Below are 23,249 nucleotides of genomic sequence, written 5' to 3'. Positions count from 1 at the left end.
TGCTTGCCCTCAAGGGGTCATCTTGCCCTCCAGGGGTCATATCTTCATTCTTGACAGAATTCTTTCCTTTTTCTTACACGCCTTGCCTTTTATCAACTCCAACCGTCCAACATACTGACTCACTGATGCCGGTCGCCCCATCTCTAATCGATCGGCTAGCCAACCATTGCTGACTGAACTCCGCGCCTTCATCAAACTAGCCAAAATCACTTTGTCGGGAGCAGACTTCTTATCAGGCAACTTGGGGATTTCGATTCCAGCCTCCCTCGCCAATTTCTTTAGCATCAATTCCCACTGCAGCTCTTTAGCTTCCTGAATGTTCCCTGAGTCTATTCCCAACAATCCAGATTGGTCCAGATCGGCACCCTTTTCCTTGATTTGCAAAATTGCCTCTTTCTTAAACTCTTTAGATCCGTAACACCACCCCTTACTCAATTCATCAAAGGCCAAGGCCTTCCTCTCAGGTTCGTTTTCGGCCAGAAACTTCAGGTAATTGAGGTATTTTTTATGAGCATACTTGCTATCCTTGATACCACCAATGGCAGACAACACGGCATCCATATTCAGAAATCCCGGCCGAGGCTTTTTAAGATACCAGCACAAACTGCTCCATCGGTATTCCCCCATCTGCTCAACCGATTCAATACCGGCTCTTTGAGGATTGAGATGAATATAGCTTGTCACAGGCGCAAGGGCTTCTGGTTCGAGGAGGATCCCTTTAAAACGGCCTTGAAACGGTCGTCCGGTCCGACGCCGAAACCGGTTGTTGCGCATCACCCAAGTACCCTGCAGCCATTTCATACCGAGGCTCAGATTCGGCTCCGGAGTTTCCACTGCTAAGTGGAAGTGGTTGCTCATGATTACAAAAGCACTTAGTTTCCAACCAAAGCGTTCGCAGGCTTGAAACAAGGTTCTTTCAAACGCCTCTGCTGCACCCTTGGATAAAAAGATGTTGGATTGGAAATTACCCCGGTTGATAACGTGATAACACGCTCCAGGGTACTCTACTCTCAGCTTCCGTGCCACCCAGATAAAGAAAGATGCTTAAGTGATTTTTGTTAAGAATGAAGGTATGACCCCATATGTTACGTACAAACGTGCATAATGACTTTCCCAAGAAAGCTAGGGAGCTTGAGGATCTTCTGGATAGTTACCGACAACACATTCCCGAAGAGAAAACAATTGGTTGGATCAATCTTGGACAATAGCACTCGCAAATTACCTAAAAAGTAACTCGAAACCGCTTGTGTAATGTCAACTTAAGGAATACATCTATGAAGCAGGTCCGGACCCAGATCGTAGACGCTGCTGAATCCATGATTCGTGATGGTGGCTACAATGGGTTTAGTTTGGGAGAAGTCGCGTAGGAACTCAACTTGGAACTACCACAGATTCACGAACACTTTCCGATGAAGGGAGACCTGGCTCTAGCAGTAGCCATCCGTTACACGTTTAATTTTTTAACTGCATTGGGTGAACCTTCACCCTCCGAAAGTACTCCCAAAGATCAGCTACGTCTCTACTGTAAGGTATTTCAAAAAGCCTTTGAAGATTCCGGTCAAGCCTGCCTCTGTGGAGTGCTTTCAAAAGACGTGGAAGTCATGCCTGAGAAGGTAAAAAACGCAGTTATCGATTTCGTTGGAGCCAATATTGATTGGCTTACAAAAGCTCTTTCAGTTCCTGACCATCTAAAATCCGAAGAAGAGCTTAAAGAGAGTGCACGATGGATTTATTGCTCACTTCAAGGTGCCATGACTGCCGCTGCGTTGACAGGCGACAAGTCCTGGATTGAGTCGGCTTCAAATTCAGCCTTCAATCGTTTTTTCGAAGCAAGCAGCAGCTAAGCTAACGCCGGTGCCATCCCATTGGCACACTAGAAGGAGACAATCCCCTTCACGAGGCCCGACTCCGGCTTTAGCCACTCTTCAATCAACCCTGGGAATTCTTCTGCCGTGCAATGATGCGTAATCCACGTATCCGGATTCACACTACCATCCTCTAGCTGGGCAATTACATCTTTGAAATTCTTAGCGGTAGCATTGCGCGAGCCGATCAAACTCAACTCGCGTTTATGAAACTCGGGATCATTGAAGTTGATGTCTCCATCATAGATGCCCACAAAAACCAACCTGCCACCAAAGTCGGGCAGTAGAATGGCCGCTTCCATAGAGTGATTGTTTCCGGTACATTCGATGACGACTTCCGGGCGCCCATTAAACTGGTTAACGTACGCTTCCAAAAGAGATTCACCTCCAGGAGTCAGTTGCAAGGTTTCGACATCGGGAAAGGACGCCTTACATTTCGCCAAGCGTTCTTCCGAAATATCCACCGCGACTACCTTGGTTCCGGACTGACGCGCAAACTGAATGGCGCCGAGTCCGATAGGTCCTGCTCCGATAACAGCGATCGTTTCATCACCCAAGAGCGTTGCTCGTTCAACCGCATGATTTCCAATACAGAGCATCTCAACTAATGCCAGGTGCTCCGTACTGAGAGAGGAGGTATGTATTTTGTTGGCCGGAACAATAAACAGTTCTCGCATGCCACCATCCACGTGGACGCCCATACATTGAGTGGTCGAAGTGCAATTGGTTTTTCCTCTGGAGAATGCAAGGTCTCCCGGTTGAGCCAAATACGCTTCAATTGAACAACGCTGCCCAATTTCCAAGCCTTCAACTCCTTCACCCAGAGCCTCTGTGATCACTCCAAGTTCATGACCTGTGATTCGTGGATAATCAAAGAACGGCTGCCTGCCATGATAGGCGTGGATATCGGTACCACAAATACCGACATGCTTCACCCGCACGCGCACTTCGCCAGGACCTGGCAGAGGCGTTTCGGGAGTTTCCTCAAATACAAATTCACCAGGTTGTTTTAGTATAACCGTTTTCATAAAGCATATCGGGATTCAGGTGACCAAAGGTCGGGATTGGGGCCTAAAAATGTTTTAACTGTGTCCGTGACCTCAGCAAGGCTTGTTAAAATGTCTTCGCTCAAGTGAAGCTCCATCGCTCCTACGTTTTCTTTTACTTGGTCCGGATTACGTGCGCCTATAATCGTGGAAGCAAGTCCAGTTTGTTGGCTTACCCAGGCAATCGCAACTTCCGTCATCGACGCACCCACTTCCTCAGCGATACGGCCGACTTCGGCAATGGCTACAAACGTATCCTCCTCACAACCAGGACCCCCGTGCCGTGCTAATGCACGATCAGTGTTGAAGTGACGTGAGCGAGCACGGCCATCCGGAACGTCATCGGCCGTCTTGAACTTACCTGTAAGCAAACCTTGCATAATGGGACTGTAGGCCAGAACACCCACCTTGCTTTCCAAACACTGAGGAATGATATCAAATTCAATAGCGCGACTGAGGAGTGAATATGGCAATTGATTCGAATAAACTTCTCCTCCCAGGGAGATCCATTTTCTTAAATCAATCGCACTAAAGTTACATACGCCAACATGCTTGATTTTACCTGCTTCCTGGAGAGCTTTGAGAGCAGCGATCGTTTCCTCAAACGGGACATCATGGTCCGGCCAATGAACCTGCATGAGGTTAATCACATCGGTCTGGAGCAATGCCAGGCTTTCGTCACAGGCTTTTTGCACATCTGCTATTTTAGATACACCGGGGGATATCTTGTCTGCGATAAACACCTGATCTCTCTTGCCTTTGAGAGCTTTACCTAGAATCCGCTCAGAAGCTCCTCCTCCATACATGGGTGCCGTATCCAGGGAAGTAATTCCATGATCGATGGCCGCATGGATGGTATCGATCGAAAGCGTTTCGTCCTGATCCCCCCATTCCGTTCCCCCAACAAGAGCCCAACAACCGAGTGTAAGTTTTGATAGATCACTACTCATAGGAGTATTTGCTCGCTTCAATGCCGAGATGTCAAGGGATCACAAGAGGGTAACTATCGGACTTGAGCTACAATGGCTCAAATCCGCTCCAGGGATCTACACCCCAAAGCGTAATAGATTCTCCGTTCCACATCTTGTCGTGCATAGCAAAGACGAACTTCTCTCACCGTCGTGAAATAAAGAAGGAAGCATGACGTGTGTAAGGTTGCCTAAAGGCGGAGTTGTAAATTCGAGATTAATGAAGGCGGAAAGTGATTTCTGGATCATTGACAAGGCGACGATTCATTTCTCTTGTCAGAATTTAAACAAATTTTCATTTATGTTTTTATGTTTCACCTTGAAATGATCGGTGGGTTATTAAATTTCTAAACTAGCACTAGCAATAAGATCAAACTGTATTGCGCTGGAGAGAATCGATTGAATCCACCTTGGCGTGTGAATTGAATACAAAAGAAAATTACCCCATGAATCGTCGCACCTTTATCAAAACAACCGGAGCAGCCGTTGCAGGCAGCGCCGTAACAGGAAGCTTGCCTGCCCAGACTTCAGATAAGCCCAACATCCTTTTCATCATCACCGATCAACAGCATGCGCGCATGCTCAGCTGCACGGGCAACCCTTGGCTGAATACACCAGCCCTGGACGAATTGGCAGTTGGAGGCACTCGTCATGAGAAAGCTTATGCTGGAAATCCGGTGTGCTGCCCCAGCCGCATCGGGATGGCAACAGGTATGATGGCAGGCCGCTTTGGCATTCTGGATAATGCGACCTCCAAAGGGACCAGTACGAGGTCGGTGACGGGTAAAAACGGGTCCATGGGACAGTTGATGAAAGAGGCTGGCTACGATACTTTTTATGGAGGCAAGGTCCACATGACCCCCGATCTGGTCCCTGAGAGAGCCGGCTACGATGAGTTTAACAATGACCAGCGAGCAAAACTTCCAGGAGCGACCGTGGATTTCATTAAACGGAAACGCAACAAGCCCTTCTTCGCCGTCGCTTCCTTCATAAACCCACACGACATCTGCTTTGCTTACAATGCATACAAAAAGCGGGAGAAGATGATGAAGAATGTAAATGAGCTCTATAAAGAGGCATCCAAGATTCCTACTGAAAAGCTCCCTCCTCTCCCTGACAATTTTAAGATCCCTGAGGAAGAACCGGACGCCATTCAAGCCAACGGAAAAATCACCGCAGTGACACCCAGCCGACTCATGCGACAGGATTACGACGAGCGCGAATGGCGGATGTATCGTTGGATCTATTGTCGACTCACCGAAGAAGTCGATGGCCATATTGGACAAATCCTCCAAGGACTAAAAGAGTCCGGCCAGGAAGATAACACCTTGGTTCTTTTTGTAAGCGATCACGGCGATATGGACGCGAGCCACGGACTGGCATCCAAAGGAGTCATGTACGAAGAATCGGTTAACGTCCCACTGATCATTCGTTATCCAAAATCCGTCAGAGAAGGTCACGTCAATTCCAGCTTGGTAAACATCACTTTGGATATCCTGCCCACCTTCTGTCACTACGCCGGTATTCCCGCACCCAATCATATGCTCGGAAACAATATCACTGGTTTGAGCAAATCTCGCCCTTATGTGGCCTCTGAAAATTTGTGGTCCCGTATGATTCGAAGCAGCCGCTATAAATATTGTGTCTACAAAGACGGCGACATTCGAGAATCACTGGTCGATCTGGAGAAGGATCCAGGTGAAATGAATAACCTGGCTTTAAATAAGCGCTATCAAGCTGCCCTCGATCATCACCGCGCATATCTAAAAGACTGGGTAAAACAGTCCGGTGATGAGGATGGTAGACAGTACATGGTCGCATAAATAAAGTAATGAAACTGTGTTATTTCAACTAATTAGACTACGGACGGTGCTGGTGTCGTTTCGTTCGTAACGGCGATCGAGCCCTGCCAACAGAATCATCAGGGAGGAATTTCTCTCAATCTACTCTTTCACTACTCAAGCCTTTCTGTTTCCTTGAGCCAATGAATTTCGCCTTCCTCGCTTTTAACGATCTTGAAGAACTGGATCTGATGGGTCCATGGGAACTCCTTGGTGGTGGCCTTAAAACGGAGGGGATCATCAATGAGGCATTTATCGTTGCCGAGACTGACCAAACCATCACTTGCGCCAAAGGACTCAAAATCGAACCGCACTACTCATTCGACACGTGCCCGAATTTCGAATACATCCTAGTCCCGGGCGGCTGGGGCACACGAGCTGAGGCAAAGAATCCTGTATTACTTGATTTTCTCAAAACCAAATCCGCTAACTGCAAGGCCGTGCTCTCTGTCTGCACAGGCTCCTTTCTTCTGGCAGAAATTGGACTTCTTGAGGGTAAACGCGCTACCACTCATTGGGGATCACTACAGCGCCTACGTGATTTTGGCGGTATCGAAGTGATCGAAGAGCGCTACACCCACGATGGAAACGTCTGGTGCTCAGCCGGGGTATCGGCAGGCATGGACATGGCACTTGCTTTCATCAACGAAACCTTTGGCGAGGAGGTTGCCAGCAAGATCCAGTTTTATAGGGAGTATTATCCTCAAGGAACTATTTACGGTATGTCGAAAGAAAACGAGCAAGCACCTGGATATCTTAGATCCTGAATAAGTTAACCACGAATGGACCCTGATGAACACGAATATTTCATAGAAGCGCGTTGCGGAAAGTTGTCAGTTTTCATCAGAGTGATCAGTAGTTAGTTTTTCAAGCGTAACACGGAGCGAGGAAAACAAGTTAATCTATTTACAAATGAATAGAGACGACCTGACAAAGGACACCAATCTCCGCGAACGTGAGAACAATGTATTTGGAATTCGTGTCCATTGATGTCCATTCGTGGTTAACTTCTTTTCCTCGCTTCTGATAAAGAAAGATTTGAACAGGAGATTACTGAGATATCGTGATAAATACACTTCATACTTGTCGCATCCTGCGTTGATAACCACTCTGAGTGGTTTCGAACCTTTTCAGTTAACCTACCCACCATTGTGATGCTCACTCGACTAACCGCTCTCATTACTATTCTTGCTATGACCTTTGGCTGTTCTTCATCCACCGATTCAGATTCCGCTTCGGCAGACAAACCACTGCTTCGGCATGTAGTCCTGTTTAAATTTAAAGATAGTGCGAGCGATGCCGACGTAGATGCCATTGTGAAAGCATTTGGTGAATTGCCTTCGAAGATCCCAGAAATTGTCGCGTATCAATGGGGATCTGACGTAAGTATTGAAGGCAAAGCGAATGGGTTTACGCATTGCTTTTTGGTCTCATTTGCTAGCGAAGCTGGACGAGATGTCTATCTACCCCACCCAGCTCATAAGGCGTTTGTAGAATTACTACTTCCTTCACTAGACAAAGTAACCGTGGTTGATTTTTGGTCGACCGATCCGCAAGGTGCATCCAACACCGGTGGTAAGCTCCGCCACGTAGTACTCTTCGATTTCAAAGATGGCACTACTGAAGAGTCCCTCAACGCGATCCAAACCAAATTCACCTCACTCCCTGGCGACATTCCTGAAATTGCAGCCTATGAATGGGGGACGAACAACAGTCCCGAAGGATTGGACGACGGTTACAGTCATTGCTTTCTGGTCAGCTTCAACGACGAGGCGGGACGAGGCGTTTACATCCCCCACCCATCGCATAAGGAGTTTGGCGGAATCGTAAGACCCAACGTGGAGAAGGTTCTAGTCTTCGATTTCTACAATGGTAAGTAAAACATCACTTCCCCCATAGCTCTATCTCACTTTCCATTATGAAACGGCCCAATATCATACTCATTATCACAGACCAGCAACGCTATGAGACGATTGCTGCTTTAGGTTTTCCCCACGTCAATACTCCACACCTCGATAAGTTGGTGAATGAAGGAGTAGCCTTCTCCCAATGTCATGTCACGGCGCCCTCTTGCGGACCTTCTCGAGCCAGCCTGTTCACTGGCTACTATCCACATAACAGCGGTGCACTGAAAAACAATGACAAGTGGCCACGCACTTGGGTGCAGGATCTGAAAGATAACGGTTACCACTGCGTAAACATCGGTAAGATGCATGCCGATCCCTACAATGAACTTCATGGCTTCCATGAACGTTTCGTGGTTGAAAATAAACAACGTCGTGAGTCCGAACTCATGTGGAAGGGCGATCCTCACATCTTTGAAGATGAATGGGACAAAGCCCTGGATCTCCGTGGCTTTGACCGACCCGAAAAACCCTTTTATCGCGACTGGCCCGATACCAAGGAGCGCCAAGGCGCCTACGAATGGAAACTCCCCGATGACCTACACCCTGACACTTTTGTCGGAGATATGGCTGTACGTTGGATCGATAAATCCGCATACGCCACCGACCATTCCAAGCTGATGCAATGGATCGATAAGGACAAGCAACCCAAGCTGGGCGATGAACCACTATTCTTAGAAATAGGATTCCCCGGACCTCACCCACCCTTTGATCCGGTGGAGAGTTATGCAGAAGAATACATGGAGAAGGATCTGCCCATCCAACCGGTCACACAGGAAGAGATGGATGCTCAACCCGAGACTTTGGATTCCTTCCGCAAACGGCTCACGCAACGATTTGCTGATTCGATTGATTTCGATCCTAACGCATCGGACGAAGCGCGAAAACTCCAGCGCGCTTACTATCTGGCCAATGTGACGATGATTGATGAAAGCATCGGCAAGATCCTTAACCGCCTGGAAGAAACCGGAGTTCTCGATAACTCGGTGGTCATATTCTCCTCCGATCATGGTGACTGCCTCGGGGATCACGGTCTGGTCGAAAAATGGACGATGTACGATTCCTCCGTTCGCGTCCCTCTCGTCGTGTGGAGTCCCGATCGTTACAAAGGTGGCCGGACCGTCGAATCGTTGACCCAGTGGTTTGATATAGGTCCTACGATTTTGGAGTTAGCTGGTCTGGAACCACCCGCCAAAATGGAAGCAGAATCCTTAATTCCTTTCCTCGAGGGCGATCCGAATGCCGAGGAGCGTGAATACGTCTTTTCCGAGCATGCTCAAGATCTGATGCTGCAGGACCTCGAACATTCGCTCATGATTCGAAGTAAGCGTTTCAAACTGATCGAATACATCGGGAAAGACTCAGGACAATTGTTCGACGTCGAAAATGATCCCGAGGAGGTGAAAGACCGCTGGATTGATCCGGATTTCGCCGAAGAAAAAGCTAAACTGAGAAAAGCGCTTCACGAATGGTTTGTAACCAGCACGACGAAAGCCACTGGTTGGTGGAAAGACCCGGCGGCGAAGCCGAAGAGCGGTTAGAGATTAACCTGATCCTTCAAAACGGCGCCCTCGGCGTGGACGGTTCAACTTATTGGGCATGATCATCCACGGTCTTACGACCGTGGCTACTTTTTAAGCTACATTTATAAATTGCCTGCTGCCTTCGCGGAATCCATGCTCACTAGCGTCTTGAATGGGACTTCGTTGTCCGTTCTTACCCATCTTCAATCTACATCGGTCATCTTATGCACTCGATCTCACTTAATGGTAAAACATACCAGCTAGACGTCCCAGACGACATGCCCCTACTCTGGGCCATCCGTGACGTCCTTGGTTTTTCAGGAACAAAATTTGGCTGCGGCCTCGGTCAATGTGGTGCTTGCACCATGCACTTGGATGGAGAACCGATTCGCTCCTGCATAACACCCATCACAGACGCCAAAGGGAAACAAATCACAACCATTGAAGGAATCGGGGACGATTCTACAGGAAAGAAAGTCCAGGAAGCCTGGGTGGAAGAAGGTGTTCCCCAATGTGGTTACTGCCAGAGCGGCCAGGTTATGTCGGCCACCGCCCTACTCCAAAGTAATCCCAACCCCAGTGATGAAGCGATTGAAGGCGCCATGACGGGTAACATTTGCCGCTGTGGAACTTACAATCGGATCAAAACCGCGATTCACAGTGCGTCATCCAAAATCAAGGAGGGCTCCAAATGAAATCGTCATACACACAATTTTCGGTCGCAAAGAAAGTCTTGGATCGTCGCGATTTCTTGAAAGGTATCGGTGCTACTGGCGCACTCTTCTTCACAGCCAATTGGAGCTGGTCACAAGAAGAAGAGCAGAAATTCGGTGGCTATGGGATGCCCGGTGGTATCGTTGAAGACCCAAAAGTTTATCTTCGGGTCAATACGGATGGATCTGTAGTCGTAGTTATTGCGCGCTCAGAAATGGGACAAGGCATCCGAAGTAGCCTCGCTCTGGTGGTAGCCGATGAGCTCGACGCTGACTGGGATATGATGCAGGTCGAACAGGCGACGGGAGACCAAAACCGTTACGGCAATCAAAACACCGACGGTTCACGCAGCATGCGCCATTGGTACATGCCCATGCGACGATGTGCGGCTACCGTCCGAACGATGTTACAAAACGCAGCCGGCGAACTTTGGGGTGTTTCTGCTGACGAGGTCATTCCTTATCGTCACAAAATGGTCCATGCCAAGAGTGGACGCGAAGCAAGCTATGGAAAACTTGCGGAAACGTTGAGCGATCAAGAGATCCCGGACTCAGACTCCATCCAACTCAAAAGCTCAAACGATTTTCGTTTCATCGGCAAAAACCAGACCCGCAGCGTCGATGCCACCAACATGGTTTCCGGTAAAGGTGTATACGGAGCTGACATTCGTTTTGACGACATGCTCTACGCGGTTGTTGCCCGTCCACCGGTTTTCGGAAGCAAGATGGAATCTTACGACGATGCAGGAGCGTTGAAAGTGCCAGGCGTGGTCAAAGTCCTCTCCATTGAAGGTGCAACCGCCCCATCTGAATTTAATCCACTCGGCGGCCTCGCAGTAGTAGCCGAAAATACCTGGGCAGCCATCCAAGGCCGCAAGGCACTTAAAGTGAGCTGGAGCAGCAGTCCAAACGACAGTTACGACTCTGACAACTACCGGGATCAAATGCGTGAAGCATCTCAGAATCCAGGTAAGGAATTAAGGAATGTCGGCAACATTGAGGCCGCATTTTCTTCTGCAGCTAAAACCCATTCAGCTGATTACTACCTTCCACACCACGCTCATGCTCCCATGGAGCCACCGGCGGCAATTGCCCTTTTGAAAGATGGGAAGCTCGAAGCCTGGGCTCCTTCTCAAAACCCTGCGAGTGCTCGCGCAAAAGCGGCTGAACGAGCTGGCGTTTCTTTCGATGACACGACCCTCAACGTCACTTTGCTAGGTGGCGGATTTGGTAGAAAGTCAAAAGGAGACTTCGTAGTTGAAGCGGCCGAATTGGCCAAAACATTTCCTGGACGTGCCGTGCGCGTTCAGTGGACCCGCGAAGATGATATCGCCCACGATTATCTGCACACCGTTTCTGGAGAACATTTGGAAGCAAGTTTGGACAAAAACGGAAAAACAACCGGTTGGTTGCACCGTTCGGTAGCGCCAACCATCACCTCCATTTTTGCACCCGCTCAACGCCACCAGGCAGCGTTCGAAATCGGCATGGGAGTCATCAACACTCCCTTCGATGTGCCAAACATGCGTATGGAAAACCCAGGTGTCGATGCTCACACACGTATCGGATGGTTCCGCTCCGTTTCCAACATTCCTCATGCATTTGCAACACAAAGTTTCATTGCTGAACTAGCGGATAAAGCGGGGAAAGATCACCTCGAGTTTTATCTCGATCTTCTGGGTCCAGACCGGGAGATCAATCCACTCGACCAAGGCGATACCTGGAATCATGGCGAAGACCCTGAGATCTATACCGTGGATACGGGTCGATTAAAGAACACCATTAAGAAGGCCACAAAAGAAGCTGGTTGGGGCAATAAATTGCCCAAAGGCCGCGGCATGGGACTAGCCGTTCATTACAGTTTCGTTTCTTATGTGGCAGTGGTTCTCGATGTCGAAGTTGAAAGCGGCGGTGGGATCGTCGTCCACAATGCAACTATGGCCATCGATTGCGGTAAAGCGATCAATCCAGACCGTGTGCGTTCCCAAATGGAAGGATCGTGTATTATGGGTCTGAGCATTGCAGCCACCAGTGAAGTCAGCTTCAAGAATGGCTCGGCAGTTCAAAGCAACTTCCATGACTTCCAAGTCGCACGCATGCCACTGGCTCCCAAATTAATATCGATTCACATCGTGGAACCAGAGGGAGTCGATTCGCTTGGCGGGGTCGGCGAGCCAGGAGTGCCACCGGTTGCTCCAGCCCTATGCAATGCGGTTTTTGCGGCGACGGGAAAACGGATTCGTTCACTGCCTATCGGAAATCAATTGGCTTAGAAATGGATATCACTTGCCCCTATTGCTGGGAGCATATCGATATCGAAGACATTCCCTACGCAGAGGAGACAGTCGAGCTCGTGCTTGATTGCGAAGTTTGTTGTAGGCCGATCGCGATCACTGCTTCTTGGACGGATGAAGACCAAGCTCCCTGGTTAGACGTGAGAGCTGAATCGTAAGGAGACGGCGCCCTTGTGTAGCCACAGTCGTAAGACTGTGGGATTTGCTATTCGAAAGATCGACGCAGTTGTCAGGCCTGTTGTTCGCTTCGCTGTCAGAAAAACCCTCGGTACTTCCTTCGGTCGTGAACGACCATCGCGACAAGATGAAGATGTAGCCACGGTAGTGACACCGTGGAATCCCTACAGCATTCCATTAGACAAAACAATGCTATCCGCGGACAGCTCTAAGCAGTGAAACGTATGCAGGCGGCGCCCTACGGCGAGGTCGCCCTACCCTGATATATCCACGGTGGGCGACACCGTGGAATTCGATTTCTATGCTTTCTGCGCCAGGTAGACCGTGTTCGTGGATTCCTTGTCTTGAATCGGATTATAGAAAGGAACGACCACCGCTTCGGCTTCATCGAATACCGTTTTCAGAAGCTCGGTAAAGTGGGCGTCCGGAGGATCATCAGACCAAAGTCCAAATACCCCGCCTGGATGAAGTTGCTCCGATAAAGCGGTGAGGCCAGCGACGGAGTAAAAGCCTTGATTTTCATCATCAAGTTGATGACTCGGAGTATGGTCGATATCGAGTAAAACCGCGTGAAACTTTTTACCGTGATAGTTAGGATCGAGCCCCTTCTCAGCATTCACTGCTGCAGCAAAAAAGTCCTGCGCCACCAATCGACAGCGATGATCCCCCGCCAGTTGAGCACCTAAAGGCACCAACCCTCTTTGGTGCCACTCAATCACTTGAGGAAACAGCTCCACCACGACCATAGACCTAACAGAGGAAGACTCCAATGCAGCAGCGGCGGTGTAACCAAGCCCCAGACCACCGACCACAATGTCCCACTCTTCACCCGCCAACTTGGCTAGTCCTAAGTGAGCCAGTTTTTTCTCTGCCTCAGGAAACAAACTGGACATTAGAAACTCTTCACCGAGTTTCACTTCGTAAATTTCCTGCCCATCTAAAGAAGGCATCGTTCGCCTCCGAAGCACCAAGTCTCCGAGATGGGTTGTTTGAGCATCAAGTATTTCCAGGCTGGGAATCATTTTCCAGGACTGTGTCAGGACTCCCCACACTCTACAATAAACAATAATAGATTCTTTGCCCTTGAAGGAGCTGAACGCTTAATAAAACATTCAGCAGACATGACGCCCCTAAGAGTTACCCTATCAGCATTCCTCGTTCTTGTTTATACTTCCCATTCCAGTGCCAACCGACTGGACAACTACACGGATTGGGGCATCCACAAGGGTGATCAGAAAAGCAATCAATACTCCGAGCTTGCCTATATTCATGCGGCTAACGTTCACCGACTGGAACCTGCCTGGGAATATCAGGTCGACGACGCCACGGAGCGTTCCAACATGCATAGTAATCCTATCATCATTGATGGATTAATGTATTTTACCACCTCCTCGTTAAGGGCGGTCGCGATTGATGCGGGATCGGGAGAAGAAGTTTGGAAGTTCATTTCAGAAGAACATCATCCGGAAAAGCAAGTGTTCCGAGGACGCAACCGTGGGCTTGTTTACTGGGAATCGGAAGATCGATCTGATAGACGCATATTTCACGCAGTCAAGGATCGCATGTATGCCCTCAATGCAAAGACCGGTGAATTAATTACCTCCTTCGGCCATGGCGGTCACATCGACCTACGGCATCACCTGGGAGTAGATCCTGAAAGAGCATCGGTCGAAGTCACCAACCCGGGAGCCGTCTACAAAAACTACCTCATGGTAGTTTCGCGAGTGCCCGAAGGCTACGATTCAACACCTGGCCACATTCGGGCCTTCGACACGATCACCGGTGAATTCAAATGGATCTTTCATACGATACCTCAAGAAGGTGAATTTGGCTACGACACCTGGGAATGGGTGGAAGGAGAAAAATACGGAGGCGCCAATTCATGGGGAGGCCTAACGGTAGATGAAGATCGTGGCTGGGTCTTTGCCTCCACTGGATCTGCCGCCAACGACTTCTATGGCGGATACCGCAAAGGACAGAATCTGTTTGCGAACTGCGTGCTGGCCCTGGACGCGACAACGGGGAAACGACAATGGCACTACCAAACCGTTCACCACGATATCTGGGATTACGACAATCCCCCACCGCCCAATCTGGTTACCATACAAAAGGACGGAAACGAACAGGATGCTGTGGTTCAGTTTACCAAGATGGGGTTCACCTTTGTCCTGGATCGTGACACCGGTGAACCGATTTTTCCGGTGATCGAAATGCCCGTGCCTCCATCTACGGTGGAGGGAGAGGAAGCCTGGCCTACCCAACCTTTTCCCCTTAAGCCGAAGCCGCTCACGCGAACCTCAATCACCGAGGCGGATCTTACACGGATCAGTCCGGAGAGTTACCAGTATGCCAAACGACTGTTCGAACGCTACGAACCAGCCACCTTTTATGCGCCGCCCTCTGAGCAAGGTGTGATCGCCCAACCCGGAACGTTGGGTGGTGTAGAGTGGCATGGAAGTTCTTACGATCCCTATAACAATATCATCTATGTAAACACCAATGATGCACCAGGATTGCTTAAACTTAAAAAGAGTTTTGAGCCTGCCGATAGCACCAAGCTCTCGGCTGAGCAACGAGGGCGGGTTGTCTACGAACGCAACTGCACCAGTTGCCATGGACCGGACAGAAAAGGTATTCCCCCGATTTACCCAAGCGTGTTGAAACTTGATAAGAGCGAAGAAGAGATTGCCCAATGGATTCGTACGGGAGGTAACATAATGCCTGGCTTTCCTCACCTAACCAAAAAGGAAGTTGAGGACGTTTCAAAATACATGTCTTCGGATAAAGTGGATCCTGCAGCGGACTCCATGGAAGGCGGGAAAGTCCGTTATCTCTACGAAGGTTACGGTTTTCTCAATGACCAGGACGGTTATCCAATTATCAATCCTCCATGGGGTACGCTCAATGCCATCGACCTCTCCACCGGAGATTATGTCTGGCGTGTACCATTGGGAGAATTCCCCGAACTGGTTAAGCGCGGTATCCGCAACACCGGTACGCCCAATTTCGGCGGTGCAGTAGCGACTGCTGGTGGTATTGTATTCATTGCAGCTACTGCCGACGAAAAGATACGAGCGTTCGAAAAGAGCCGCGGCAAACTACTCTGGGAGTATAAACTTCCCGCTGGAGGTTATGCGACTCCCAGTGTTTACCTAAACGATGGCAAACAGTATCTGGTGATCGTAGCAGGAGGAGGAGGAAAGAATAGAACCCCATCTGGAAAATCGATCATTGCCTTTGCGCTACCCGAAGAAAAAACCGCAAGCTCTACACTTACTTCTATAACAGATAAGGATGGTTGGATTGATCTGTTCGATGGGGAGACCCTGGATGGCTGGGTCCAGATGAATGGATATCACAGCTACTCTGTGGAGGATGGCGCTATAGTAGGACGAACAAAGCCCGGAAGTAGAAACTCATTCCTGTGCACCACGGAAGAATTTGGAGATTTTCAATTGGATTTGGAAACCATGGTGGATGACGTCACGAATCAAGGCATTCAGTTCCGCTCATCAGTCAGGCCCGTAACGGAAAAAGATCATCATAGCTGGCGTGCAGGACGTGTGTGGGGGCCGCAAATGGAAGTACGTCGCAATTTTGGAGAAGGCAAATTTACCAGTGGCATTCTATATGGCGAAGCCTTGGGAACCGGATGGCTGTCCTCCAAAGAAAAGCAGGAGAAAGGTCACGACCACTTCCGTTCAGAAGGATGGAATCAAGTTCGCATCATCGCTGAGGGACCTCGCATGCGTACCTGGGTCAATGGACATTTGATTGAGGACCTGGTTCGGGAAGACGTATATAAAACCCACCCCAAGGGATTCATAGGGCTCCAGGTTCATGGGATTCAAGGCGAACGCCAATTCGTGATGAAGTGGCGGAACATTCGGATTGCGCCGTTGAATTGAGTCGGGCTGCGGAGGAATGCAGTCGACTGTAGGCTGCAGTTACAATGTTAGATGACGTGAGATCGGCAGCAAGCTACCCTCCTACATTTGGATACCGATACTGATTTGCTTTGAAGCTTGCTCCGGAATAGGTATTTTGAAGTCAAAGCCGATCCACAGTGTATCCACTATGGCTACAAATATGATTTGCCGAGCTGTTGCCTGGCGTACCCTCGATACTTTCTGTGGTGTCACCACCGCAGCTAAATAAAAAACAAAAAGGCTGCACACCGGAGCATGCAGCCTTCGAAAGATTAATTAAGATCGTTTACTTCGCGGTGATGATTCCTTGCATCAATGCAAAGTGACCTGGAAAGGAGCATACAAAAGGATACGCACCAGCCTCAGGAAGGGTAAATGTAATAGTTTCTTCTTCACCGGGACCAAGCAGTTTTGTATGCGCAACAATCAGCGCCTTCGTCGCATCGTCTTGCGGCACATACTCGGTCGCAGCCGCAGCAACAGCACCCATTCCAAACTTAGGCACATCTGAGCCTGGCTTAAGAATAACTACATTGTGCCCCATGGCCGCCTTTGGAAGTTTTCCAAGGTTTTTGAAAACCAGGGTGACTTCTTCACCTGCAGGCACTTCAAAAGCCTTGGAGTTGAACTGCATGGTATCGTTAGCGGCAATCTCAATGGTAGCTCCGTTCACGGCGGAAGAAAACAATGCGGAAATGCCTAAAACCAAGAGAATGGTAGTGAGTTTTGATTTCATAAATGTAATGCCGGTTAAATTAGTATTAATGTTGGAATTTACTGATTTGATTAAAAAAGCAAGCCGAGGTTCCTTAATTATTTAAAAATGGCTATTCAAATCCGCTCGATAATCTGATCTTTCGGGTAACGCACTTTTGGAAGGGTGGCATATTTATCGTCTTCGGAGCGATACCCCAATGCACAAGCAACCATGGTTTTAAAGCCACTATTCTCCAATTTGAGCACTTTGTCGAATTCAGAAGGCTGAATACCCTCCATGGGACACGTATCGATTCCAAGAAAAGCAGCACTCGCCATCAATTGACCTAAGGCGATGTAAATTTGATTCTTACACCAATCGTCAATAGTAGCTCCATCGATGGACCGTTGAACAAAGCTAACCATCTGTCCTTTAAGAGCATCGTGATCGGAAGCCTGCCCTCCCCTTGCCTCTAAGGTTGCGTCGATGTATCGATCGACCTCAGAAAGCTCGAAGGAGTCATCGTAGCAAAGTACGACAAAATGGGAACAATCGCGTGTCTGGGGTTGGTTCCAGGACAACGGGAGTAATTGATCCTTGGTTGCCTGATCCTCCACAAAGATGAATTTCCAGGGTTGCAGACCGAAAGACGAAGGCGAAAGGACCATGGAATCTTCGATGGCCGTAATCGTTTCGGCATTAATTTTTCGACCCGGATCAAATAGCTTAGTGGCGTAACGCCAATTCAGTTGCTGCAATAGTTCTTCGTTTGTGAATGTAGGCATAATGTGGAAACTTTATCATTCATTGTTTAGCAGGAATGGGCTTTGTCTTTTGCACCCGTAACGTTGGGATAATTGAATTTCAAAATTTTGTGTCTGATTCGACTGGCAATCGCGAGAGGAAATTTTTCCTGCAAATTACTGATTAAGCGAAATGAATTTAAAAATGGAATTTACATCAGCGTTACAGGAAAAACCTCAATAGGACAGGATTCAGAAATTTGAGCACTTTCGCACTCAACTCTGTCCTTCGAGGGTATTTATTAATTTCCAAGGAATCTTTTTCTCTTTCTCATTCAACTACTTACAAAAAACGTCTACTCTTAATATTGGCAAAAGAACGATCCTCAAAGCTCAATAGAAGAGGCAGGATCCATCCTCAGTCTTAATTTAAAGCCTCAAAACGATGTAATCAAGGTGTAAATTCCTGCCATTGTTCAGCGGCTCAATTGAAGCTTGAAGCCTAAGGAATTGTCATTGCCTTTGAAATCCCTGCTTCTCATCCATGAATCGTTCAAACAAATGCGGATTGTTTGCATCGCCCATGCAGACTAGTATGCTCCTGCCTAGTCTACTTGGCCATGAATCGCAGCCGTATGTACAGCAATTCCGATGGACGTTTTTAGAAACCGTTAATCAGGACCTCCTAGAAAGAGCCTGGAAGCGCGTGTTGAAGCGCCACGACACCTTCTACCACACCTTTGAGTTTGGAAAGGGCGATCGTCTACGTATTCAAAAGAGCGGAAAACTACAGGTCGAATTTAAATTCCTGGACTGGAGCCATTTGCCACGGACTAAAAGACACAATCAACTGACTTCCTATTTAAACCAAGACCTGTCCCGTGGCTTCGATCCTTTAAAAGGCAATTTAAGCAGACTGTAACTGATCCGCATTCACTCCAGACGCTCCGAGCTTGTTTGGACGACACACCATGCATTGTTTGACGGTCGAGCCAGATTGAAGCTGATTCAGGAATTCATTGAGGTCTACAAAGCGCTGAAAGTAGGTAGGTCGGTTCGCCTCAAGAAATGTCCGTCCTACGAGGAGTATCTCAAATGGACGGAAAAACAATCATGGAAGAGCTCCAGCGCCTTTTGGAATAAACAACTCGAAGATCTTAAAGAGACTACCGCACTCAATTTTGGAATGGGGTTCAAAGGAGGTAAACCTTCAGGGAATCAGCAGTCTCTCAAATCTCGATTCCTAAGCAGCAAGCTGTCGACGCGCTTATCAAACTGGTCAGAAAGTCAGAAACCTCACTCAATATACTTGGACAAGCGGCCTGGGGAATGTTTCTACATCTGAGCACTGGACAGGATACGGTGATGTTTGGAGCTCCCAGGGCTTGCCGAAAATCCAATATCTTGGACGCCGAATCAACAGTCGGACTCTTTGTAAACACGGTCCCAGTCATCGTCAAAGTCGACTCCTCCGAAACAGTTGATGAATTTACAAGAAGGATCCAACAGAATTGGGTCCAATTGAGAGATCACGAAAACACACCCCTCCCCCTCGGTATTATCCGCCATAATCTTCCTAAAATCTGGGACAAAACTATCTTCCTTGAAAACAGAACGAAACTTCTCTTCTGGCACATCAAACAATTCTTCAACTAAATCCGCTATAGGACCCACAAAAGCTTCAACCACCTCAGGATCGGCCTTCAATATGGGGAGGTCCCAAATGTTTTCGAAGTAAGCCATCATTAGGTTCTTTTGAATCAAGCCCTCGGTCGTCTGAGTCTCTATTTGATTCCGCGGATTCTGAAGGAGTTTTACTTTAAATCCGAATCCATTCCCAAAAGCATCCACGGGAAATACCAATGCATAGCGGTATTGATTACCCTCTATACCCGCTCTTACTTCGGACTCCGTTAGAGGAATTTCCTCACCGGTATTGGTCGTACGTGTTTGAATTGTTCGGAAAGCTTCATCTTCATCGATAGCGTCAATCATCGCTTGAACGATTTTCGGTTCAGTCTGGTCAACGACACCTAAGCGAATCCCCGCAGGGCCACCCATGCCGAAGTTCTCTTTACTCGGAGAGATCCCAAATATATTTCCCATCAAGTAGATGATGAAAAATGGAACCAAGAAGGTAAGCAGTACGGCTACCTTGTCTCCCCAGAAGGCCTTCCAGTCTTTAGCCAATAATGCGAAAACTATTTTCATTCTCTTAGTTCCTTCCCTGTTAAGTGCAGAAAGAGGGTTTCCAAGGACGGTTGCCGAATCTGAAAACGGTGATAAGGCACTGCTTTACTCTCCAGAAGCTGAAAAAACTGAGAGAGTTTAAAATCATCTCCCGGATTCAGAGTCCCAATATTTCCCTCTATGCTAAGCTCACCGAATTCAGAAAGAGCCTCTCGGATCTCCGATTCAACTCGATCCACTTCAAACGAAATGGAAGTATCATAAGGCAATTGGCTGACCAGTCAGTTCCGTGATCCTTCAGTAATTATGTTTCCGGAGTCGATAATCGCGATGCGCTTGCACATCCGTTCCACCTCTTCCATGTAGTGCGTGGTATAGACTACCGTAAGGTCTTTTTGATTTTGCTCTTCGAGAAAGTCGAAGATGGCATTTCGCGATTGTGGATCTATTCCAACCGTTGGTTCATCGCAAAGCAGTATCTCTGGATCGTGTAGTAAGCTTGCGACAATATTGAGGCGACGTTTCATACCCCCGGAGAAGCCTTTGACTTTATCCTTTCTCCGATCCCACAACTGAACCTTATTAAGCCAAAAGTGAATTTTCTCTTTCAGCTCTTTCTTTGGAATCTCATAGATACTCCCAAACACTTCCAGGTTATCGAAGGCTGAGAATTCCTCATAAAGAGCAAGGCTCTGAGGTACGAGTCCCAAAATACGACGCCCTTCCGGATCGTCTTCCTGCAAAGTCTTGTCGTTTAGCTGAAGAACGCCTTCGTCAGCGAATGTGTAGCCCGACAAAATATTCATCAGTGTGCTCTTGCCGGCCCCATTGGGACCCACAAGGCCAAAGAATTCACCTTTTTTAACCGTTAGGCTAACCCCATCGAGAGCGGTTATGCTGCCATACCTTTTGGTAAGATTTTAAATGGATATCATGGTGCCGACTATCTCTATAACGGATTCAGGTATTTGTTTTGTCTATAGCCGTTTCGGTTTTTCTAACAATTGGCAAACCCTCCGTTCATAAGACCTACAATTAGCTTGGTTTCTCAGCTTCTGAACTTCAACATTTCTCTACTACAAGTAATGAACACAGCTTCTATTCCACCTGATTCTTTCCAGACCAATCGTGTTATGGGCCGAAAGCCAGTCATGGGCGATGCACAAGCAATGTTCGATGTCTACGCAACGGACCCCGAGGTAACCCGTTACCTGGTCTTCAAGCCTTACGAGAAGCTAGAAGACCTCCAGTCCTGGCTCAGCTATATCATTAAAGAATGGGACAGCAAACCCGGCATCGCGTATCTGCTTTTCAAGCACGACAAGCCGTAAGAGCTTATTGGATCCTTCTCCATAGGCGTTGATCAATTCAAAGCTGAGGTGGGCTACTTGATAGCACGCCCCTACTGGGGACAAGGTCTCATAACCGAGGTACTTCAACACTGGACTGACTGGGCTCTAAACCAGCCAGAAATCTACCGAATAAGTGCATTATGCGATATCGATAACCCAGCATCCGGGCGAGTCATGGAAAAAGCAGGTTTGTCTCTCGAGGGAACCTTCAAACGATATGGCATCCACCCAAACATCGGTGACGAACTCGTGATCTCCATTGTTATGCCAAGACCCGCTGACAAAATGCGCACTGAAGCATTGCAGCCAGACTCTTTCCTGAAAAGCTAGCTCCATGGAATTACTCACATCAGTCATTTGCGATTCCGCCTCTGATTACAATGGCAAGCTCTGTATCCTCGGTGCCTTTGACACTATCTGGAGCAGCAAATACCCGAACCAACACCCGCATTGCACGCTGGCGCTAAGGTTCTTGTTTAATCAAACAGACCTCGGGAAGCATCAATTTAAGGTAATCTTTGTAGATGCGGATGGCAAAGAACTGCTCCCCAAAGGTCCGCTCAAATTCGGTATTCAGATTGGCGCCATTCCGGACGAGCAGTATTTTATATCAAGAAACCTAACCTTGAATATGCAAGGTCTACCGATTCCTGCACCGGGACAATATTCATTCGATGTTTATTGGAACGAGGAAGTGCTAGCCAGCATACCCTTGCAGGCGGTTCAGGGACCCGCAGCCAGGCCGGGAGGCCCACAAAAACCTCCAAACGAAGCCTAAACTCTATTTGTAAAAGAGTCAAAAAAGACTGCAGATCACTCGCTTCAGAGGCTGGCTGGCGATCAATCTTTCCGATGATGGGATGATTGACTTTAATATTCCGACTACTCACTTACAACCGTTTATGAATTTCACAGCTGCCGGCATGACCCACGTGGTGATGGTTCGCAAAAAGAACGAAGACAGTTTCTTTTGCGACACGGAGAACTATATATATGCAGTGGCAGATGGACTGGGCGGCCTTACTTTTGGCGACCTTGCGAGTAAAGCCGTCGTTCAGTATCTGGAATTGTGGACGAATGCCCGAAAAAATGAGGACTGGGAAGGCATTTATTGGCCTACCTTAATGAAAGAGGTGAATCATCAAGTGATTCAAACCGGCAGATATCGGCTCATGGGTTAGGCATCGGCACGACCCTTTCGATGGGGATGATCCGCAACAATAACCTCGAGGTTTCCCATATAGGCGACTCACGGATCTACCTTGTTCGGTACGGCAAAATCGAGCAAATCACTACCGACCACACTTTGGAAACATTTGCGCGAGAACAAAAGCAAATCCCAGATAGCCAGGAAGTCCCGGAGCACTACAAACATACCCTTACACACTGCTTGGGACAACGTGAGCTCATAAAGCCAGATTTCACAGAACACCGAATCCTCAGTGGAGATCGACTCTTATTCTGTTCTGATGGTATAAGCGGCCCGGTCCCAGAGGAAGAAATCCTACGCATCCTAACCGCTCGAAATACTCCCGAAGCTACTGTGGAGCAACTGGTGCAGAAAACGCTCGATAATGGTGCACCCGACAATGTCACCGGCATCGTTGTATTTGCCGAATAATCGAATTGTGCTCCTGCCCAGTTCTGATAGATTCCCTCTTACCAACCTATCAATAAAATGAGTTCCGAAAAATTCGCCCCTCTTATCCAATCGAATCCTGATAACGAAATGTTCCGCTTCAGTTACGGCGAAGCATTGTTTACCGAGGACAAATTTGAAGCGTGTATTGAACACCTCGAATTTTGCGTCGCCCAGAAAAACGACTGGATGATCCCACATATCCTTCTTGGCAAGGCTCTCATCGCCTTAAACCGAAGGCCTGAAGCAGTGCTTCATTTAGAAACAGCCCTCGCGTTGGCCAAGGAGCAACATCATGAAGATCCGGAGGCTGAGGTCACGGCCCTCTTGGAAGACTTGCGCTAATCCTTGATTCAGTCGCATACGAC

Annotated in this window: 25 protein-coding genes and 1 pseudogene; 19 read left to right on the top strand and 7 right to left on the bottom strand. The window is 48.2% G+C overall.

The genetic code is table 11. From position 1 onward, the window contains the following. Positions 1 to 36: 36 nt before the first annotated feature. Complete coding sequence (locus GA003_07205) at positions 37 to 1,026, bottom strand: transposase (GenBank protein QXD29747.1); 990 nt, start codon at positions 1,024 to 1,026, stop codon at positions 37 to 39. Between the two features lie 350 nt (positions 1,027 to 1,376). Here GA003_07205 and GA003_07200 point away from each other — a divergent pair, with 350 nt between their 5' ends. Beyond that, on the top strand, positions 1,377 to 1,844 hold the full coding sequence (locus tag GA003_07200; GenBank protein QXD29746.1) for a hypothetical protein: 468 nt from the start codon (positions 1,377 to 1,379) through the stop codon (positions 1,842 to 1,844). A gap of 29 nt (positions 1,845 to 1,873) precedes the next feature. On the opposite strand, the gene GA003_07195 is transcribed toward GA003_07200, so the two are convergent. Next, the gene (locus GA003_07195) at positions 1,874 to 2,893 is read right to left on the bottom strand and encodes a zinc-binding alcohol dehydrogenase family protein (protein QXD29745.1); all 1,020 of its coding nucleotides are present in this window, start codon (positions 2,891 to 2,893) and stop codon (positions 1,874 to 1,876) included. Further along, positions 2,890 to 3,861: an aldo/keto reductase gene (locus GA003_07190; GenBank protein ID QXD29744.1), complete on the bottom strand. Its 972-nt coding sequence runs from the start codon at positions 3,859 to 3,861 to the stop codon at positions 2,890 to 2,892. The genes GA003_07195 and GA003_07190 overlap by 4 nt, the downstream gene beginning before the upstream one ends. A gap of 464 nt (positions 3,862 to 4,325) precedes the next feature. On the opposite strand from GA003_07190, the gene GA003_07185 reads away from it, so the two are divergent. The 8 genes and pseudogenes from GA003_07185 to GA003_07150 all read left to right on the top strand — a co-directional run bounded on the left by GA003_07185 (position 4,326) and on the right by GA003_07150 (position 12,312). Further along, positions 4,326 to 5,702 (top strand): sulfatase-like hydrolase/transferase, encoded by a 1,377-nt coding sequence (locus GA003_07185; GenBank protein QXD29743.1) that lies wholly within the window; start codon positions 4,326 to 4,328, stop codon positions 5,700 to 5,702. A gap of 161 nt (positions 5,703 to 5,863) precedes the next feature. After that, positions 5,864 to 6,487 (top strand): DJ-1/PfpI family protein, encoded by a 624-nt coding sequence (locus tag GA003_07180; protein ID QXD29742.1) that lies wholly within the window; start codon positions 5,864 to 5,866, stop codon positions 6,485 to 6,487. 387 nt (positions 6,488 to 6,874) lie between these two features. Further along, positions 6,875 to 7,264, top strand: a pseudogene (locus GA003_07175) (Dabb family protein). Next, positions 7,247 to 7,600 carry a Dabb family protein gene (locus tag GA003_07170; GenBank protein QXD30364.1) on the top strand — a complete coding sequence of 118 codons (354 nt, stop codon included), beginning with the start codon at positions 7,247 to 7,249 and terminating at the stop codon, positions 7,598 to 7,600. The pseudogene GA003_07175 and the gene GA003_07170 overlap by 18 nt, the downstream one beginning before the upstream one ends. 38 nt (positions 7,601 to 7,638) lie before the next feature. Further along, positions 7,639 to 9,165 carry a sulfatase-like hydrolase/transferase gene (locus GA003_07165; GenBank protein QXD29741.1) on the top strand — a complete coding sequence of 509 codons (1,527 nt, stop codon included), beginning with the start codon at positions 7,639 to 7,641 and terminating at the stop codon, positions 9,163 to 9,165. Positions 9,166 to 9,371: 206 nt separating this feature from the next. Beyond that, positions 9,372 to 9,842, top strand: a complete 471-nt coding sequence (locus tag GA003_07160; GenBank protein ID QXD29740.1) for a (2Fe-2S)-binding protein — start codon at positions 9,372 to 9,374, stop codon at positions 9,840 to 9,842. Beyond that, complete coding sequence (locus GA003_07155; GenBank protein ID QXD29739.1) at positions 9,839 to 12,133, top strand: molybdopterin-dependent oxidoreductase; 2,295 nt, start codon at positions 9,839 to 9,841, stop codon at positions 12,131 to 12,133. The genes GA003_07160 and GA003_07155 overlap by 4 nt, the downstream gene beginning before the upstream one ends. Before the next feature lie 2 nt (positions 12,134 to 12,135). Continuing rightward, complete coding sequence (locus tag GA003_07150; protein ID QXD29738.1) at positions 12,136 to 12,312, top strand: CPXCG motif-containing cysteine-rich protein; 177 nt, start codon at positions 12,136 to 12,138, stop codon at positions 12,310 to 12,312. Between the two features lie 318 nt (positions 12,313 to 12,630). On the opposite strand, the gene GA003_07145 is transcribed toward GA003_07150, so the two are convergent. After that, positions 12,631 to 13,353, bottom strand: a complete 723-nt coding sequence (locus GA003_07145; GenBank protein QXD29737.1) for a spermidine synthase — start codon at positions 13,351 to 13,353, stop codon at positions 12,631 to 12,633. A gap of 99 nt (positions 13,354 to 13,452) precedes the next feature. Between GA003_07145 and GA003_07140 the strand changes: the two genes are divergently transcribed. Next, positions 13,453 to 16,239: a DUF1080 domain-containing protein gene (locus GA003_07140; protein ID QXD29736.1), complete on the top strand. Its 2,787-nt coding sequence runs from the start codon at positions 13,453 to 13,455 to the stop codon at positions 16,237 to 16,239. Between the two features lie 307 nt (positions 16,240 to 16,546). On the opposite strand, the gene GA003_07135 is transcribed toward GA003_07140, so the two are convergent. Both GA003_07135 and GA003_07130 read right to left on the bottom strand, forming a co-directional pair. Beyond that, the gene (locus tag GA003_07135; GenBank protein QXD29735.1) at positions 16,547 to 16,996 is read right to left on the bottom strand and encodes an azurin; all 450 of its coding nucleotides are present in this window, start codon (positions 16,994 to 16,996) and stop codon (positions 16,547 to 16,549) included. 95 nt (positions 16,997 to 17,091) lie between these two features. Beyond that, the gene (locus GA003_07130) at positions 17,092 to 17,742 is read right to left on the bottom strand and encodes an NAD(P)H-dependent oxidoreductase (GenBank protein ID QXD29734.1); all 651 of its coding nucleotides are present in this window, start codon (positions 17,740 to 17,742) and stop codon (positions 17,092 to 17,094) included. Between the two features lie 502 nt (positions 17,743 to 18,244). On the opposite strand from GA003_07130, the gene GA003_07125 reads away from it, so the two are divergent. The 3 genes from GA003_07125 to GA003_07115 are packed head-to-tail and all read left to right on the top strand — an operon-like array spanning position 18,245 to position 19,356. Continuing rightward, the gene (locus GA003_07125) at positions 18,245 to 18,622 is read left to right on the top strand and encodes a hypothetical protein (GenBank protein QXD29733.1); all 378 of its coding nucleotides are present in this window, start codon (positions 18,245 to 18,247) and stop codon (positions 18,620 to 18,622) included. Further along, complete coding sequence (locus tag GA003_07120) at positions 18,623 to 19,045, top strand: hypothetical protein (GenBank protein QXD30363.1); 423 nt, start codon at positions 18,623 to 18,625, stop codon at positions 19,043 to 19,045. Continuing rightward, a complete protein-coding gene (locus GA003_07115) occupies positions 18,934 to 19,356 on the top strand; it encodes a hypothetical protein (GenBank protein QXD30362.1) in 423 nt (140 codons plus the stop codon). Before GA003_07120 ends, GA003_07115 begins: the two co-directional genes overlap by 112 nt. A gap of 815 nt (positions 19,357 to 20,171) precedes the next feature. On the opposite strand, the gene GA003_07110 is transcribed toward GA003_07115, so the two are convergent. After that, the gene (locus GA003_07110) at positions 20,172 to 20,786 is read right to left on the bottom strand and encodes an ABC transporter ATP-binding protein (protein QXD30361.1); all 615 of its coding nucleotides are present in this window, start codon (positions 20,784 to 20,786) and stop codon (positions 20,172 to 20,174) included. 189 nt (positions 20,787 to 20,975) lie between these two features. Between GA003_07110 and GA003_07105 the strand changes: the two genes are divergently transcribed. The 6 genes from GA003_07105 to GA003_07080 all read left to right on the top strand — a co-directional run bounded on the left by GA003_07105 (position 20,976) and on the right by GA003_07080 (position 23,226). Further along, positions 20,976 to 21,221: a GNAT family N-acetyltransferase gene (locus tag GA003_07105; protein ID QXD29732.1), complete on the top strand. Its 246-nt coding sequence runs from the start codon at positions 20,976 to 20,978 to the stop codon at positions 21,219 to 21,221. 48 nt (positions 21,222 to 21,269) lie between these two features. Continuing rightward, positions 21,270 to 21,572 (top strand): GNAT family N-acetyltransferase, encoded by a 303-nt coding sequence (locus GA003_07100; protein ID QXD29731.1) that lies wholly within the window; start codon positions 21,270 to 21,272, stop codon positions 21,570 to 21,572. A gap of 4 nt (positions 21,573 to 21,576) precedes the next feature. Then, on the top strand, positions 21,577 to 22,020 hold the full coding sequence (locus GA003_07095; protein QXD29730.1) for a hypothetical protein: 444 nt from the start codon (positions 21,577 to 21,579) through the stop codon (positions 22,018 to 22,020). Between the two features lie 82 nt (positions 22,021 to 22,102). Beyond that, positions 22,103 to 22,423 carry a hypothetical protein gene (locus tag GA003_07090; protein ID QXD29729.1) on the top strand — a complete coding sequence of 107 codons (321 nt, stop codon included), beginning with the start codon at positions 22,103 to 22,105 and terminating at the stop codon, positions 22,421 to 22,423. 26 nt (positions 22,424 to 22,449) lie between these two features. Beyond that, positions 22,450 to 22,863: a serine/threonine-protein phosphatase gene (locus tag GA003_07085; GenBank protein ID QXD29728.1), complete on the top strand. Its 414-nt coding sequence runs from the start codon at positions 22,450 to 22,452 to the stop codon at positions 22,861 to 22,863. 57 nt (positions 22,864 to 22,920) lie between these two features. Then, positions 22,921 to 23,226 (top strand): molecular chaperone DnaJ, encoded by a 306-nt coding sequence (locus GA003_07080; GenBank protein QXD29727.1) that lies wholly within the window; start codon positions 22,921 to 22,923, stop codon positions 23,224 to 23,226. Positions 23,227 to 23,249 lie beyond the last annotated feature (23 nt).

It is taken from the genome of Opitutia bacterium ISCC 52 (assembly GCA_014529675.2).
GTDB lineage: Bacteria > Verrucomicrobiota > Verrucomicrobiia > Opitutales > UBA2995 > UBA2995.
This window is presented reverse-complemented; position numbering and strand designations above follow the sequence as displayed.

Coding starts and splice junctions, on each gene's coding strand:
- GA003_07195 (QXD29745.1), bottom strand. CDS start 2,893: ATGAAAACGGTTATACTAAAACAACCTGGTGAATTTGTATTTGAGGAA.
- GA003_07190 (QXD29744.1), bottom strand. CDS start 3,861: ATGAGTAGTGATCTATCAAAACTTACACTCGGTTGTTGGGCTCTTGTT.
- GA003_07185 (QXD29743.1), top strand. CDS start 4,326: ATGAATCGTCGCACCTTTATCAAAACAACCGGAGCAGCCGTTGCAGGC.
- GA003_07180 (QXD29742.1), top strand. CDS start 5,864: ATGAATTTCGCCTTCCTCGCTTTTAACGATCTTGAAGAACTGGATCTG.
- GA003_07165 (QXD29741.1), top strand. CDS start 7,639: ATGAAACGGCCCAATATCATACTCATTATCACAGACCAGCAACGCTAT.
- GA003_07160 (QXD29740.1), top strand. CDS start 9,372: ATGCACTCGATCTCACTTAATGGTAAAACATACCAGCTAGACGTCCCA.
- GA003_07155 (QXD29739.1), top strand. CDS start 9,839: ATGAAATCGTCATACACACAATTTTCGGTCGCAAAGAAAGTCTTGGAT.
- GA003_07150 (QXD29738.1), top strand. CDS start 12,136: ATGGATATCACTTGCCCCTATTGCTGGGAGCATATCGATATCGAAGAC.
- GA003_07145 (QXD29737.1), bottom strand. CDS start 13,353: ATGATTCCCAGCCTGGAAATACTTGATGCTCAAACAACCCATCTCGGA.
- GA003_07140 (QXD29736.1), top strand. CDS start 13,453: ATGACGCCCCTAAGAGTTACCCTATCAGCATTCCTCGTTCTTGTTTAT.
- GA003_07135 (QXD29735.1), bottom strand. CDS start 16,996: ATGAAATCAAAACTCACTACCATTCTCTTGGTTTTAGGCATTTCCGCA.
- GA003_07130 (QXD29734.1), bottom strand. CDS start 17,742: ATGCCTACATTCACAAACGAAGAACTATTGCAGCAACTGAATTGGCGT.
- GA003_07125 (QXD29733.1), top strand. CDS start 18,245: ATGAATCGTTCAAACAAATGCGGATTGTTTGCATCGCCCATGCAGACT.
- GA003_07105 (QXD29732.1), top strand. CDS start 20,976: ATGAACACAGCTTCTATTCCACCTGATTCTTTCCAGACCAATCGTGTT.
- GA003_07095 (QXD29730.1), top strand. CDS start 21,577: ATGGAATTACTCACATCAGTCATTTGCGATTCCGCCTCTGATTACAAT.
- GA003_07090 (QXD29729.1), top strand. CDS start 22,103: ATGATTGACTTTAATATTCCGACTACTCACTTACAACCGTTTATGAAT.
- GA003_07085 (QXD29728.1), top strand. CDS start 22,450: ATGATCCGCAACAATAACCTCGAGGTTTCCCATATAGGCGACTCACGG.
- GA003_07080 (QXD29727.1), top strand. CDS start 22,921: ATGAGTTCCGAAAAATTCGCCCCTCTTATCCAATCGAATCCTGATAAC.